This is a genomic window from Streptomyces fumanus (assembly GCF_014655295.1).
GTDB lineage: Bacteria > Actinomycetota > Actinomycetes > Streptomycetales > Streptomycetaceae > Streptomyces > Streptomyces fumanus.
Map to the genome: position 1 here is coordinate 13,559 of NZ_BNBI01000014.1, position 16,665 is coordinate 30,223.

Below are 16,665 nucleotides of genomic sequence, written 5' to 3' on the forward strand. Positions count from 1 at the left end.
TCATGGACCGGTGTCCTCGGCCCGGCTCTCCTCGGTAAGCCGGACGTCGGGGGCGAGGGGCCAGGCGGGCATCCAGTGTTCGGGTCCGTCGCCGGTGCGGCGGACGAGGTGGACGTGGCGGGTGCCGTTGCCGATGGTGACGTCGTAGGTGGTGCCGGGGGTGACGTGGACGGTGTGGAGGGTCAGGTCGTAGGTGTGGGCGGCGATGAGGGGGGCGAGGTCGCCGGCGATGGTGTCCCACTGTCCGGGCGTGTTCATGGAGCGGGCGATCTCGTGCCAGTCCGCGGCGGTGGGCACACCGGTCGGGAGCTGGTGGGCGACGGTGGCGTGGAGGTTGGGGATGCCGGTGAGGAGTGCGGTGCCGTTGGCGTCGTGCCCCAGGCCGTGAAGAGGCCGGGCCAGGCGGGCGCGGATCTGCGCGGGAGTGGCGGGCCGGCCCTCCTGGACCAGGCCGGCCACCGCGGTCAGCGCGTGGAAGAAGCAGTCACCGTCCGCGGGTACGTCCACGACCTGGAGGCCGCGAGCGGCCGCCGCCCGGTGGACGGCGAGCGCCACCGCGTCCCCCGGGACGCCCTCGGCCGTCAAGGGGTCCGGCCCGGCGTACGGCAGGTCCGCGGGAGCGGGCACCGGGAAGGCCGGGTCGAAGGGTCCGCCGATCGGCAGGTCGTCCCAGGCCGGGAGGGTCCCGGAGGGGTCTACGAATGCCTCGAACTCGGGAGTGGGCGGCGGGAACGGACCGGTCGGCCCGGTGATCGCGACGGTGGTCCCCGGCGGCGGAAGGGTGCCGGTGCGGGCCGCGTCCGACGGGTCCCCTTCCGTGTTCCACGCCGCGTAGGCCGCTGCCACCTGCTCCGGTGTCCACGGCACCTGCCGCGAGTCGGTGCCGGCGGCGGGCATGCCGGCCTCGTGCGTCCGTGGCAGTTCGGGGCCGTCCGGTGCCTGCTCCCCGAGCGGCCGCTCGCGGCGTGTTCCCGTGCGCGGCGGTCGTGCGCCCGGCGCGGTGCCGGATGCGGCCTGCGGTTGCCCCGCCTCCGGTCCGGGCGCCGCCGCGGTGTGCCGCTGGGGCCGGGTGATGACGTGTGAGCCGTCGGTGAGCTGCCGGAGGGGGAGGCCGGCTGCCGACAGGTAGGCCGCCTCCACCGCGTCGAAGGTCCTTCCGGTCCTGGCCCAGTGATGCAGGGTGGAGCCGAAGCCGACCATCCTGCCCAGGCCGGGGACGTGGGTGATGGCCGACCTGGGGGGTACCGGGCGTCTGCGGTCCTCGTCCGTTCCCTCCGCGCGCCATGCCATGACGGTCTCGGCCATCAGCGGTGCTGTCCAGACGACGTGCCTCCGACGGGCCTGGTCGGTGGGTTCCTCGGGTTCCGGGTCCTGTACCGCGGCCCGGTTCTGCGGAGGCCGGGTGAGGACGTACGTGCCGTCGGCGCGTCGCAGCAGGGGGAGTCCGGCGGCCCTCAGGCTGTCGGCCTGGTGTGCGTCGAAGGGCTTCTGGGTCTTGGTCCAGTGGTACAGCTTGTGGCCGAAGTCGACCACTCTCCCGAGACTGGGAACCAGGGTGATGGCCGATTTGGGCGGTACGGGGTGGGTGTGGTTGCGGCCGGTCCGGACTCCCTCCGCACGCCAGGCCGTGACCGCCTCGGCCAACAGCTCCGGCGTCCACTTGACGTTCTTGCGCTGCAACTGGTCGGTGGGTTCCTCGGGTTCCGGGCGCGGTGCCGCGGCCCGGTTCTCCACGGGCCGGGTGAGGACGTACGTGCCGTCGGTGAGCCGCAGCAGGGGGAGTCCGGCGGCCGTCAGGCTGTCGGCCTGGTGTGCGTCGAAGACCTTCTGGGTCCTGGTCCAGTGGTGCAGCCTGGCGCCGAAGTCGACCACTCTGCCCAGGCTGGGAACCAGGGCGGAGGCTGCTCGGGGTGGTACGGCGCGGGTGTGGTCGCGGCCGGTCCGGGCTTCCTCCGCACGCCAGGCCGTGACGGCCTCGGCCAACAGCTCCGGCGTCCATCGGACCCGTCCCGGGTCTGTCGCGGCCGGGCCGGTTCCGGTGCCGGCCGGGGCACCGGTGCGGTGGAAGTGGAAATGCCGGTGGATCTCGGCGACCTGGGCGGCGTCGAGATCGGTCCCGGTGGCGTACAGGTGCTCCCACAGTCCGCCCAGGGTCAGGTCGGGCAGGGCGGTGACGTGGGCGTACAGCTCCTCCAGCGCGCCGGGAGCGAGGGGGAGGACGGTCCGGCGGTGCCATGAACCGTCGGCGGGGGGCAACGCGAACAGGCGGTCGGCCTCCGCTCCGAGCCGGGTCCGGGCGAAGTCGCTGCGGGCGTTGATCCGGGTGTCGAGATCGGCAGGGGGCTCCCGCCGGGACACGGCGGCGAGGGCGCTGTCTGCCGGGGTAGTGGGCTCCGTCCGGGCAGGGCCGGCGGGTGTCTCCTCCTCGTCCGGACCGAACAGGGAGTCGGTGTCCGTGTTCTCGTCGGCGGTCCGGCCGGGATCACCGGACGGCAGCGCCAGCCAGGTCCCCGACGGCCCCGCCGCGTTCTCGTCCTCGGTCCGGGAGCCGGTACGGGGAGCGCCGCCGGGCAGGCGGGGACGGGACGTGCTCGATGCGGGGTCCGCCATGGCGAGATTCCCGGCCGGGCCGGACCCGCCGTGCTGCTCGTGCAGCGCGCGGGCGATCGTGAGGAGGGCCTGGTGGACGCGGGCCCGGTGAGCCTCGGTCTCGGGGTCGACGCCGATGAGCAGGGGCGGACGCAGCAGAGCGGCTGCCTGGTCCAGGTAGGGCAGGAGATGGGCCGGTACCTCACCGGAGTCCTCGGCGGGGGTCTCGTCAGCGCGGGGGGCCGCCGGCCAGGCGGGCATCCAGTGCTCGGCGCCGTGGCCGACGCGGCGGACGAGGTGGACGTGGCGGGTGCCGTTGCCGATGGTGACGTCGTAGGTGGTGTTGGGGGTGACGTGCACGGTGTGGAGGGTCAGGTCGTACAGGTGAGCGGCGATCAGCGGGGCGAGGTCGCCGGCGATGGTGTCCCACTGTCCGGGCGTGCTCATCGACCGGGCGATGCCGAGCCAGTCCGCGGCCGCCGGCCGGTGGCCCTGCGCCCGGTCGGCGAGTTGATGCCGGACCGTGGCGTGCAGGCCGGGGACGTGGTCGAGCAGCTCTCCCCCGGGAGCACCGGTCCCCCGGTCCCACAGCGGTTTGGCCAGCAGGAAGCGGACCTGCGCCGGGGTGAGGGGCAGGCCGTTGCGGGTCAGGCCGACCACCGCGATCAGCGAGTGGAAGAAGCAGTCACCGTCCGCCGGGACGTCCGCCACCCGCAGGCCGCGTTCGGCCGCCGCCGTCACGGTCACGGCGTCCGGCCCGGAGCCGGAAAGCCTCCCGGACGATTCCGTCCGTACGACCTCCTGATGACCGTACGCGGAGGGGCCGAGCGGCTGTCCTTCGGCCGGATCGGTCGGGTAGGCGTTCATCCACAGGTCCGCCGAGGGATCGTCCCAGGCCGGGATCGAGCCCGTCGGGTCGTGGAACGGCTCGAACTCGACCGTGAGCGGGGGGAAGGGGGCGCCGTTCTCCGCGACGGCCACCTGTCCGCCTGCGGAATCCCCCGCCGTTCCCGGCGTCTCCTCGGGCGCGGCGATCACGTAGTACCCCGAATCCAGTCGCGCCAGCGGGATCCCTACGGCACCGAGCAGCTCGGCGTCACGTGGCGTGAGGTGTTTCCTCACCGTGGCCCAGCGGGCCAGGAGCTCGCCGACGGGCAGTGGCTCCCGCGACCCCGGCCTGCGCACGGAGGCGTGCCGCGGGGGGAAGACGGTGCGGCGGTCCTCGCCCGTGCCGGCGCCGCCGGCACGCCACGCGTCGACGGCGCCGGCCATCGCCTCCACACTCAGCGGCGCGTGGTCGTCGGACGGCGGACGCACGATGACGTACCCACCGGAAGCCGCTTCCCGGAACGGAATGCCGACCGCCGACAACGTCGCCCGGTCGGCGGCGCCGAAGAGCCGTCCGCCGCGCACCCATCTGTCCAGGATCGAGCCGAAGTACACCGTCTTCCCCGACCCGGGGACGACCACCTTCGCCTCCCGGGGAGGCACGAGGTGATCACGTACCAGTCCCTTGTCCGCGCCCTCCTCACGCCACGCCCTGACAGCCTCCGCCATGGAGTCGACGGTCCACCGCGTGAGCGCCGGGGGACGGATCACGACGTGTTCCCCGGGGGAGACCTGCTGCAGGGTGAGCCCGATGGCCGACAGCGCGGCGGCTTCCTCCTGACCGAACCTCTTCTTCCCGGCGTACAGGTTCTGCAGGGCGTGTCCCACGCCGACCTCCTGCCCCGTGCCGGGGAGCACCGTCTTGTCCTGGGAGCCCGGCAGGCTGCCGCTGCGGTCCTCTCCCAGTCCGTCCCCGTCCCGCCGCCACGCCCGCACGGCCTCGATGAACAGGTCCGTCGTCCAGTAGGTGTGCGCCGACCATCTCGCGTCGCGCCCCGTCCCGACGCGCGGGGCCGCCGTGGGAACGTCGTTCGCCGGCCGCGTGCGGGGAACCACCGGCCGGCGGGGGACCGCCTGGGTTCGCGGCACCGGCTCCCCGGACGGACCGTGGTAGTCCTGTGCCTCGGCGAGGACCAGCTTCCCCGAGGGCAGGGTGCGGGTGCGGACGCCGAGCCCGGCCAGCGCGTGTCCTTCCTCCGGCGAGAACCCCTTCTCCAGCCGGATCCAGGTGTCGACGATCTCCCTGACGTCGATGCGCATGTCCGTGCCGGGGATCTCGATCACGCTGGTCGCCGGCGGCCACGCGCGGTCGCGGTCCTCGGACGCCGCGCGCCACCGCGTGAGGGCACTGGTCACCTGGTCCACCGTCCACGGATACGACCTCAGCGCCGCTCGGTTGGTCTGCTGCCGTCGCACTTCCGGCGCGTCGATCAGGTACTCGCCCTGCGGCAACTGCCGGAGCGGGATCCCCTCCGCCCGGAACGCGGCGAGCTGGTCCTCCCGCAGCACCTCGCCGCGCTTGAACCAGTGGGCGAAACCGAGCCCGAGCGCCACCCTCCCGGTGAAACCCGGCAGCAGGACGGTGGCATCGCGCGGAGGGAAGGCGTCGCCGCGGTCCTCGCCGAGCGCCGGGCCTTCCGCACGCCATGCCCTGAACGCGCGCAGGAGCTGCCCGGCCGTCCATACGATGCGGACCACCGAAGGACCGGCATCGGCGGGAGCCTCCTCCTGGGGCGCACCACGAGACGCGCCGCCGCGCGGGCCGGAGGAGGAGCCGCGCACGGTCGGGTCCGCCGCGACGAGCCGGTCGGCGAGATCCTCCACCGACGCGCGCACCGACGCCTCCTGAGGGCGCGGGCGGAATCCGGCCGGTACGACGTCGCCGCCGGGCGCGTCGCCCGAGCCGGCCCGGGACGCGGACGGCACCGGTGCCGCGCCGTCGCGCGCCGCCGTGTCCGGACCCGAGGCGGGCTCCGGCTCCTCGTCCCTCGCGTGGGCGTCGCCGAGGACGCCCATCAGGTCGGCGCCCAGCCGCAAGGTGGGGAAGCGCACCGCGTCGGGACCCTGCTGCGGGCCCTGAAGGACCCGGTCCAGGAGGGTGCCGTGGGCGTCCAGGTCCAGTGACCACACGGTGCCCGCCACGCTCGGGGCACCGTCCAGCCGGGTGCGGGAGCGGGCGTCCAGCCACTCGACGCGGCCCCGCAGATTCACCGCGTAGAGCTGGACCCGCGACTCCTCACCGTCGATCAGGACCAGGGACCTGGCCCCCGCGCCGGCCGCCCGCAGCAGCCCCTCCAGCGCCGGCAGGGCATCCTGCCCGGTGGCCGGCCAGCGTCGGAAGGCGTCCCCGACGCGGTCCCGGTCGGCGGCCGTGAGCGCGGGTTCCGCCGCACGGCCGGTGGCCGGGGGAGCGGTGTCCGCGGTCCGGGGAGGGGTGGCACCGGCGTCCGCGGTCCGGCGAGTGGTGGGACCCGCGGACGTGTCCGGGCCGGCACCGGGCGGCCGTACGCCGTCCACCGCCGGCGCGGCGGGCCGGGCTGACGCCGTGGCGGGGGACGCCGTCGCCGTATCGGTGCCCGGAAGGCCGGTGTCGTCCCGGTCGGAGGGGGTGACCAGGTGGCTGCGCAGGACGCCGTCGAGGCCCCGGACGCGCAGCCGTACCGGACGGCCCAGTTCCCGGGCGATGCCGCGGACCAGGGAGCCGGTCGACAGGGCGGGCAGGGACGCGGCCGTGGGGAGTACGACCGGACCGGCGGACGGGGTGCCGGCCGACAGCGCGTCGTGGTGGCGGTCGACCTCGGCCACGATCGCGTGGACGGCCCCCTCGGTCACCGTCCGCCCGTCGACCTGCTGCCGGGCCAGCTCCGTCCGGTACCGGGCGAGGGCCGCGCGGGCCTCCCGGCCCGGTCCGGCGGCATGGTCGCCGGCCAGGCGGGCGCCGAGGGCGTCCACCGCCCAGCGCAGCACGTCCCGGTGGACGCGCCGGAGCAGCGCCGTGCGGTCCAGGTGGAAGGTGACCGTCTCCGGCGTGCCGTCCGTCCCCGCCGAGATCGTGCGGGCCACGGCCTGGTGCAGCCTGTGCGCACCGGCGCCGGGCTCGCGCGCGGCGTCGGCCAGCAGCCCGGCCAGGTCGAAGGAGGGGGACGCAGTGCGGTGCGCGGCCGCCGGGCGGGCGTCGCCGGCGGGATCGGGTACCTGCCGGTGCCGGGCACGCAGCTCCTCGACCTCCGACTGGAACAGCTCCGCGTACACGTCACCGGTGAAGGTCTCGCCGTACAGCGTCTTCTTCCCGGGCCGGCCCGCCGGGCCCAGCAGGGGCCGGGAGTAGGGACGTGCCTCCAGCCGGCCGCGCCAGCGCAGCAGCACCGAGTACACCGGGCCCTGCTGCTTGAGGTGCTCCTCGCGCCGCTGGTTCTCGCTGCCCGTGCCGCCCTGGCCGCCCGCCGTGGTCCGGGACGCGCCGGTGTCCCCGCCCAGGGTGTGCGGGGGGCGCGCGTCGGCCTGTTCCGGTGCCTGGACCACGCCGGAACCCGAGGCGCTCGCGGTGGCGGAGGCCCGCCAGTGGTCGTCGGCGGCGTTGACCGAGGTGCCCTTCTGGTACTTGCTGTAGCGGCCGGTACCGGTGCCGGCGACCGGGCCGATCACCTCCAGGTCGTACAGGGCGCCCCGCAGGTACAGGGCGGCCCTGCGCGAGGGGTCGGCCGGGTCGAGCAGGCTGTCCGTCAGCAGCAGGGGCGCGGCCTGCGAGGCCCTGCGCACGTGCTCGGCCATCTGACGGGGGGTCAGCAGTCGCAGCAGTGCCAGGCTCGCGCGGCTCGTCCCGCCGGCCGCGTGCTCGCCGAAGACGCGGCCCGCCAGCCGCAGCGCGGCCCGTTCCACGCCGTCCATGGCGACACCGGACACGTACGCGTCGCCGGGCAGCGGCGGCAGCGGGCGCGGGTCGGGAGCCGCCCGCGGTCCGTACACGGGGCGGAACTCCGACAGGCCGCGCGGGACCTGGAGGCTGAGCACACCGGTGACGGTGTCGGTGAACGGGGCGGAGCGGGCGGCGTCCAGGGAGCGGTACCACCGGACCAGCGGACCGGTCACCGCACCGCCGGGCTTGTTCACGCGCTCGATGCCGATGTCGACGCGGAACCGGTACGTGACCAGCCGGGTGCCGTCCCAGGCGTACACGGTGCCGATGCCCGTCTCCGTCCCGGCGCGGGTCACGCCCCGGTGCCGGCCCTCGCCCAGGCCCACGGCCCCCGTGCCGGAGGCGTGCGCGTCACCGCCGCCGAGCCGTCCCGCCGTGAGCGTCTGGGCGGCGTCGCGGGAGGTGCCGACCGCCGAGGACACGGCGCCGTGGGCGTAGTTCTCCAGCCCCGTTTCGGGCCGGAAGTCGCCGATCTCGGGATCCGACGTCAGGACGGCGCGCAGCCTGATCCGGACGACGTCCGACAGCGCCCAGCCGATGGGGTTGGCCAGGTGCACGACGTACCCGTCGGGGGAGAGCAGGTCGTCCCACAGGGTCGCCTCCCGGCCGCCGGCCAGCAGGGCCTGCACGGTGTCGAGGCCGCCCTGCATCCGGCCGATGCGGCGGCCCCGGCCGTCCCACAGGTCCGGGCCGGCCGTGACCAGCCCGGGGGCGACCGTGGCGAGACCGTCGAGCACGGCGTCCAGCAACGGGCGGTCGTCGTAGCGGATCGTGTGCACACCGCTGTGGCCGAGGATGCGGCGGTCCGTGTCCGCGCGGGTGAGGTACTCCGGGAGACCGGTCTCCCGGGTGCCGGGCGACGGGTCGGCGAGGCCGAGGCCGAACCGCTCGCCGAACGCGGCCCGCACCGCCGGGTCCAGCACGAGCAGCGCCCGCTCGCCGTGGAGCCCGGCCAGCGCCCGCGCCAGGGTCGCGCGGTCCGCGGTCAGGGCGCCGGGGGCCGGACCGCCCGCGTCCGGGGAACGGGTGCCGGACCCGGGCGACTCGGCGGCCCAGCGGGTCAGCAGGCCGGCGACGGTGTCGCCGGACAGCCGCAGCTCCCCGCCGTACCAGCGGTTCAGCACGTCGACGAGCTGACGGTCCGGCAGGGCCAGTTGGCCGGCGGCGTACTGGGCGAGCGCCTCGGGCTCCGGCAGCAGGTACAGCACCGTGCGGCCGGGGACCGCGCGCCGGTCCGTGCCGGCGGTGAGCGGCCGTGTCTTGCCGGACGTCTCGGTACGGGAGGTCACGGTGAAGTCGACCGTCGAGCGGAAGGCGTAGGCCCGGTTGAAGTCCAGCTCGATCCGCTCCCGGGCAGCGGTGACGGTACCGCCGGCGGACGTGTTCCACTGCCGGCCGCGCCCGGCGTCCAACCCTCCCTGAAGGGTGCCGGTGCCGCCGGAGTCCAGCGCGCCGCCCACCGCGACATCGGCCTGCACCCACTTCAGGCCGTGGGACCCCGTGTCGGTGACGCCCGCCTGGTCCAGCCCGAAGCGGATGACACCCATCACGAACGGCTCGTCGGTGGCGCCGGCGAACACGGACGGACCCATCTCGCCCCGTACGTCGAGCGCGGCGAGGGTGTCGCCCAGCCAGCCGGGGTCGAAGAACTGGTCGGTGGTGTAGTGCCCGGCGAGCACTTCCGGCAGGTGGGCCATGAGCTGGGTGAGGCCGGTGAAGGCGGACACCTCGGAGTCGGCGTGCCCCTGCGGGCCGGTCAGGCCGGCCAGCAGCGAGCGGGCGGCCTCGCGCACTCCGCTCGCGTCGAGGTAGTACACGACCGCGCGGTCGAGCACCGTGACCGGGGTGCTCCCGGAAGCCGGGGCGTCGGCCGGGTCGGTGGCGCCGAGCGGCAGCAGGTGGGTCAGGGCCTCCTGTCCGGACAGCGTGACCGGCCGGGTCACGCGGGTCCCCGGCCGCAGCCGGCCCCGCACCCCGCTGTGCTGGAGCTCCACCGTGACGGTGTAGTCGCTGGTGAGGGTGAACCGGTCGACGGGACCGTGGTACTCGGACAGCTTCGGCTGGTTGCTCAGGTGCAGGACGCTCTCCGTGGCGCCCACGGTCCGGTGCAGGTCGAAGCCGGTGCCGGCGCCCTTGAGCTGGTTGGCCTGCACCTTGAACCGGAAGCCGAGCGCGGCCTTGCGGCTGCCGCCCGCGGACTGGCCGGCGGTGTCCATGCCCATGAACAGGTTGACGACGTGGACCCGGTCCGTCCGGCCCTCGAACCGGGGCGGCGCCTCCCCGGAGGCCGTCGCCCGGATGGTGACGCGGGCGGCGTCCACGTCGAAGTCGGTCGCGAGAACGCCCCGCCGCCGGCGCAGGGTGAACGTCAGCCCGTCCTGGTGGATCTCGTCGTAGAACGTCTCCAGGCCGCGCCGGGAGACGAACTTCTCCACCAGTTCCAGGTTGGCCAGCAAGCTGTCCACCTCGGCGCCGTGGCTGGCGGGGCCGCTCGCGGCGAGCGGCGCGGTGGGGTCCTCGGGCAGGAAGCCCAGCCGGGTCAGCTCGGCCGACAGCAGTTGGCGCAGTTCGCGGACGGTCCTCTCCGCCACGTCTACCAGGCCCGTGCCGATGCCCCGGCCGAGCGCGACGTGCGCGGGCACATCGAGGCGGTCGGGGTCGTCCGGGCGGCGCCCGGTGCCGCGCAGCAGGTCCGGCGCGTACGCCACCGTCCGGCCCGCGGGGCCGTCCATGACGGTCACGGGCTCGGTCACCTCGGTCACGGCGGCGGGCCTCAGCGGCTCGCCGCGCTCCGCCAGGTCCGCCAGGGCCCCGGGATCGGTGAGGGTGCCGAGTTCGCTGACCCGGAGGCCGTCGTCGGGCGTGGCCCGGCCCGCAACGCCGTCCCGCTCCCCGGCCGCCGGGTCGCCGGCGGCGCCCGCGACGGGGACGCGCAGCGCGGCCTCGTCCACCGGGAAGCCGTACGCGAAGGCGTCGGCCTCGCTCATCCGCACCAGGGCCTGTCCGGGGACGGCCCGGGTGGTCCGGGGCCGGGCGCCGCGCGCCGCGACCACGGCGGTGAGGCGGAGCCCGACCAGGTGGGCCGAGGTCTCGCCCGCCTCCCGTGACACCAGGACCCGCAGACCGGTGCGGCCCGCGCTCTGCCCCTGGCTGTTCACGGAGGTCAGCGCGGCCGAGGCGCTGAGCCCCAGCGCCGGGGCGGGCACGCCGGAGGGCAGCGGCAGGAGGCTCAGCTCCACCGACGGCGCCGTGACCGTGGCGGAGTCGCCCAGCGTGTGACTGCCGCCGGTGCCGTCGATCGCGGTGCGCACCCGCTCCAGCCGCGCCTTGTCGCTGGTGACGCCGACCCGTTCACCGCGCGAGGTGCGCACGCCGTGCACCTCGACGGTGGCGACCGGCCTGCCGCGCGTGCCGTGCAGGGTGAACCGGTAGCCGTCGCCCGTGCCGACCGCCTCGTCCAGATGGGACTCCAGCCGCCACAGCTTGTGCAGCAGCTCCTCGCGCGCGGCGCTGCCCACGGCCAGGCGCAGTCCCTGCCCGGCCAGCGCGGCGGCGATCTCGTCGAACAGCGCGGGCAGGCCGGTCAGCCCCGACGCGTAGTACACCGGGGGCAGCCGCCGTTCGCGCCCCTCGGTGCCGACGGCGGTGAGCTGCGGACCGGCGTGGCCGAGATAGTGGTCGGGCACGGCGAGCACCAGCCGGCGGCCGTCCGCCGGCTCCACCGGTACGGGTTCGGTCTCCTCCCAGCGACGAGCCGGGTCGGTGCGCAGCCGCACCGTCCAGTGCGCCGCGTAGGCCACCGGTGCGGAGGTGTCCGCCGACACCTCCACCTGGCCGCCCTCGGCGTCACTGGTCCTGGTCGTCGCGCGGGCGGAGGCGTTGAGTGTGCCGGCCAGGCCCAGACCGACCTTGACGACCTGGAGCGGGCCGGCGCCCAGGCCGATCCCGGCCGACAGGGTGAGCGCGCCGCGCAGGGCGGAGGTCGCCCCCGAGTGGCTCTGCACGTGGGCGCCGGTGAGGAACGAGCCGTTGACCGCTCCGACCGTCTCGAACCGCTGGGCCGCCGGGTCGCGCGGCGCCAGCAGCGGCTGCGGCCCGGCCGCGACGGCCCGGCCCGCGTCCACCGGCCCGGCGGACCCGGTGCCTGTCCCGGCCCCGGTCTCGCCGGGCGGGGGCACGGCCGTGTCGTCGGCCGCCGGCGCGGTGGCGAGGCCGTCGTAGGAGGCGGCGGGGTGCCGGACCCGGCGCGGATCACGGGGATCGAGGGTGACCAGGACCTCGGCGCGGCCCAGGGTGAGGAGCACACCGCCGGACACCGGCTCGTCCGGCGCCGGGACCAGACGGGGATAGGTGCCCAGCAGGACCAGGGCGAGGCGGGTCCACTCGTCCTCCGGCACGCGTGCCACGGCGTCCCCGGCCAGTTCCCTGATCCGGGCGATCACCTCGGGGACGCCCGGCAGTTCCGTACGCGGGATGCCGATGGAGCGGGCGGCCGGGTGCACCTCGACCGGTTCGTCCGGCACGGTGTCCGACCGCTCGCCCGCCGGGCCGGCCGGGGACGGGCGGGCGCCCCACCGTTCGGACGGCAGGGGCTCGCCCTCGGGGTGCCGCGCGTCGAACAGCCGCAGCCGGCCGTCGGCCGGTCCCGTGCCGTCCGCCCGCGCGGGGACGACGGTGCCGGCGTCGGCGTCCAGGCGTACGCCCTGGGCGGAGGCGGCGACCGGCAGGCCGAGGGCCTCGGCCAGGGCCACCGCGTACGGGCCGGCGTCCGGTGCGGTCAGCAGGGGGGCGTGCAGCGGGGCACGGGCGGCGAGGAGGGCGGCGAGGGCGGCCGGTGCCACCGGTACGCCGTCGACGACCGGCCGGCCGGCGCGGTACTCGGCGGCGACCACGACGAGGCGCTCCGGCAGCAGAGCGGGCAGCCGTCCGGCGGCCTGTGGGGTGAGACCGGCCGCCACCGCCGCGCCGCCGGCGCCGGGCAGGACGACCGCGAGCACCCGGCCGCCGGCCTCCAGGACCCGTGACCGTGCCGCCAGGTCCTCGGCGCGGACGGTCACGGACACCGTCCCGTCCGCCGGGGCGGCGTGCGGGGCGTTGCTGTCCCGGTCCGGGACAGTGGCCGGTTCGGGCACCTCGGGGACGGTGGGGAGGGCGGGCTCCCGCGAGGCGCGGCGGCGGGTGGCGGCCGGCTCGGGCACCTCGCTGATGGTGGGCAGCGGGGTCGGGCGCGACACCCGGTCGGACGTACGGCGAAGGGCATGCTCCGCGCCCGCTCGGCCGCCGGCCGCGGGAACCGCCGCCGGGCGTGCCCCGGCGGGTGCGGACGTCGTGGGCCGGGCGTCCGGCCGGTCCGGGGCCACAGCGGCGGTACCGGTCCCGAACAGGTGCGGGTACCGCTCCTCCAGGCCGTCGGCCAGCTTCTCGTCCCGCAGCGGAAGCATGGCGACCAGACCGTCGGGGACGTCGACCTCCAGGGCGCGGGCGGGGCCGCCGACGCCGTGCAGCACGGCGGTGACGTCGAAGCGGTAGAAGCGGAAGTCCCGTACGCCCTCCTGGTTGTGCTCGTCCGTCTCCGACAGGGCGGAGGTCTGCTTGCCGTCCTCGGACCAGCCGGCCTCGTAAGGCGTCCGGCCAAGCAGCGCGTACTCCGCGGTCCCGCCCCCGCCGTCCGTGCCGCCGCCCTGGTGGAAGCCCCGGCTGGACCTGACGACGTGCTCGACGCCGTTGTCGTTCTGGGTGTAGCGCCGCCCCTTGTACGCCACCCGTCCGGCGCCCTCGACCGGTCGTGCCGCCGTGATCCGCAAGCCGACCGTCACCCGGCGATCGCCGACCGCGACCTCGTACGTTCCCTTGAGCAGGTCCGCGATGCGCGGGCGCATGTGGTGGGCGCTGGTCTCGAACCCGTAGCGCATGCCCTCGGGGGTCAGCAGCCGCGACGCCTCGCCCAGCCGGGCGAGCGCGCTGTCCGGCGCCGGCGCCCGCGAGGAGCGCAGGGCGGCGATCCCGGCGTGGTCGCGGACCACGGCGGCCGCGGGCACGTCCCAGGGGTGCAGGTTCGCCAGCAGTGTCTCGTCCGGTGCGTCGAGCACGGCCCGCGACGACGGCACCCAGCGCGCGTTCCGGCCGGTGGGGCGTTCGTGCACCGGTGTGGGGGAGGGGCTCTCGACGGGAGCCGTCAGATGGTCGGGCACGAGGAACCGGACCTCGCCCGTGACCGTGTCGCTCTCCCGCCAGCTCCAGGGCTGGTGGCCCAGCCAGAACCGCTGCCAGGCGTCGCCCCGGCCGGCCAGCCGGGCGACCGACCCGGTGAGCATCCCCGTCCCCTGCACCAGCGTGTCGAGGGCCTGGGGGAGCTGCCGGGTCAGGCCGACCTCGATGTCGAAGACCACCTTGTGCGCGAACTCGTGGGAGCCCTGCTTGTCACGGGTGTTGCCCCGGATGATGGTGACCTGCTTCGCCGTGCCGACCTCCGCGGCGCTGCTGCCGGAGACCCGGCCCGCCGCGTAGTCGAGGCCCGCGTGCCCCTGTTCGCCGCTGACGGCGTCGTGCGTGCCGCCGCGCGCGGTGACGGCCACCCCGGCGCCCGCCGTCCGGCCCCGCTGACGGGTGTCCTTGTCCTCCGTCACGCTCTCCCCGCGCAGCGTGTGCCTCACCTCCGGGCGCGGCCGGTGGGCGTGGGCGGCCTCCACCGTCCGGATCGCCACCCGCACGGACAGCCGGTGAGTGGTGCCGGCGAAGCCCCGGACCAGCGTCTGGACGTGCACGCCGTCGAAGAGCTGCGGCATCAGCGGCAGCAGCCCGGCGCTGGTGAACTGGTCCAGGACACCGCGTACCGTCGCCGCGGACGGCCCGTCGAGGAGGTCGGGGCGGCGGGCGGCGAGGATGCCGGCGATCCGGTCGTGCACGGCGTCGGCCCGCAGCAGCTCGGGGTGGACGCCGGTGACCGGGAGCCTGCCGTCGACGAGGTAGCCCCGGGTGACCCGCGGCGCGTCCTCCGGCGCGGGCACCGCCGCATCCGGCCGGCCGGGCAGGATGTCGCGCACCCGCTCCCGGGGCACCTGGAGCAGCATGCCGTCGGTGAGACCGACGTACCGCGTGATCTCCTCCCGGGGCCGGCCGCCGGCCGACCGGCCCAGGACGACCTCGAACACCGGGTCGGTGACGTACACCACCTTGGGACCGGCGTAGGTGGCGCGGGAGATGGCGATCGAGCCCTCGACGTGCTCGTGCTCGGTGAGGAAGGTGCGCCGGACCGAGCCGGACGCCGCCAGGGTCACCCGTCCGCCCGGCGCGTCACCGCCGTGGTGGCTTCCGTGGTCGCCGTGACCGTCGCTGATCTCGACCTCACCGCCGGTGTCGGAACCGAACCTGACCTGCGGTCCGAGGGCGGCCTGCGCCTCGACGGACCAGCCGGTCTCCCGCTGCCGGACATGACGGCGTACCGACTGCTCGTAGTGCTCGATCTCCGTGTCCGTACCGGCCAGTTCCTCCCGGGGCCGGTAGGCGCGCAGCCGGAGCCGGAGCGAGGTGGTGGACCGGCCGTCGGGCGAGGTGAAGAAGGAGGTCCAGCCCTGGCTGTCGGTGAGCCGGCCGAAGAACGCGGCGAGCGTCGTCGGCTGGAACAGGTGGGCGATGTCGTCGGGCAGCGCGGCACCGCCGTGCAGCCGGGCGTACAGCCCGGCCACCGTCGCGCGCAGCGCGGGCAGGTCCAGGAACGCCGGGTACATCCCGGAGACACCGGCGGAGAGGTCGAGCCGGTCGGGGTCGGACGGCCAGCGCCGGGTGGCGCCCCGCAGGGTGCCGGCCGCGGCCGCCCGCTCGCCGCCGACCGGAGCGGCCGGGGCGTGCGCCCGGGGTACGACGACCTGCGCCACCAGGTCGCCGGGGCGGTCCAGCCACCACCGCTCCTCGGGGCCGTCGCCGACGCGCGCGGACAGCTCGTAGACGACGTCGAGCGTGTGCAGGTCGACCCCTTCGTCCTCCGAGCGCCGGTAGCTCTTGCCGCCCGTGCCGAACTGTTCCGCCGTTCCGCCGGTGATCCGGCCCAGCGCGCGCACGCCGCCGAGCTGGAAGCGGGCGATGTCGCCGAGGGCGATCCGGACGCCGCCGCCCGCGCCGAGCTGCACGGCCCACCGCCGGTCGGTCCCGCTGGTCACCGTCTCGGAGACCGCCGCGCGGTCGTTGAAGACCATCTCGGTGGGCGTCACCCCCAGCGAGTCCAGCAGGTGCGCGCGGACCGTGAGGGTCACCGGGCGCGAGCCGACCGTCAGCGTCTGGGCGTGGCCGGACAGGAGCTGGGACAGGTCCAGCGCGGGCACCCCGAAGTGCGCGTCGAGCTGGCGGTCCACCGAGGCCCAGTTGCCCACCCGGCCGAGCCGGCCCGCCCGCGCCCACTCCCTGAGCAGGCCCCGGAACCCGTCCTCGACCAGTTCCGCGCCCGGCAGCAGCGCCGTCGCGAAGCCGAGGGCGCGGCGGGTCGCCAGGGCGAGCGGTTCGCGCGGGTCCCGCCGCAGCGGGTACGCCGGGTCGAGCCGGGCGGGCGGCGCGGCCCGGCGCACCTGCGGGACGTCGGCCTGCCGCAGCAGCGCCCGGACGTACGGCTGGGTCTCGACGGGCTGCCGGGCACCCGGCAGGCCGGGCGCGCCTTCCGGCTCACCGGTGCGGACGCTGCCGAGCACCCGGCGTTCGAAGTCCGCGGCTTCCCGCAGGGGTAGGGACATCTCGGTCTCGACGAGGACCGGGGCGGCGGGCCGGTTCAGTCCGGGGTGCGTCGAGGAGACCCAGTCCACGAGGACGTGGACACCGACCCGGTACCGGGCGTGCGGCACCGTTTCGTTCAGGACGACGTGCCGCAGGGACTGGGAGGCACGGCGGTTGTGGTCGTCCCGGGAGGCGGTGGCCGTCACGGCGGCCATCGGGGCGAGGCCCTTGGCCACGGGGGAGCCGGAGTGCGCGAGCGCCGGGGCGGTCAGGCCGGTGAACGTGGCGCCGAAGGTGAGGGCGGCGGCACTCTCGGTGCCCGTCCCGGAGATGCTGGTCAGGCCCGTGCCCGTGTCCTCGCGGATCTTCAGCTCGGAGGTGCCCAGGTACTGCAGGCCGGCCAGGGACTGGACGATGCGGAAGTGACCCCGGAAGCCGTCGGTGCCCGGCAGTCCCCAGCCGAGCGCGATCTCGTGGGAGGTCATGCCGCTCGTCATCAGGTGCCGGCTGAAGGTCAGCCCGCCGCGCTCTCCGAGCCGCTTGCCCACCTGGGCCATGATCTCCGCCGTCCG

The 16,665-nt window shown here is 75.9% G+C and carries 1 protein-coding gene (running past one end of the window); it reads right to left on the bottom strand.

The window, feature by feature from the left end; genetic code table 11:
- On the bottom strand, nt 1-16,665 hold the final stretch of the coding sequence (locus tag IE316_RS27920) for an EndoU domain-containing protein (RefSeq protein ID WP_190207285.1). Its footprint extends 26,166 nt past the window's final position; the window shows 16,665 of its 42,831 coding nt (coding positions 26,167-42,831); the start codon falls outside the window, past its right edge; its stop codon occupies nt 1-3.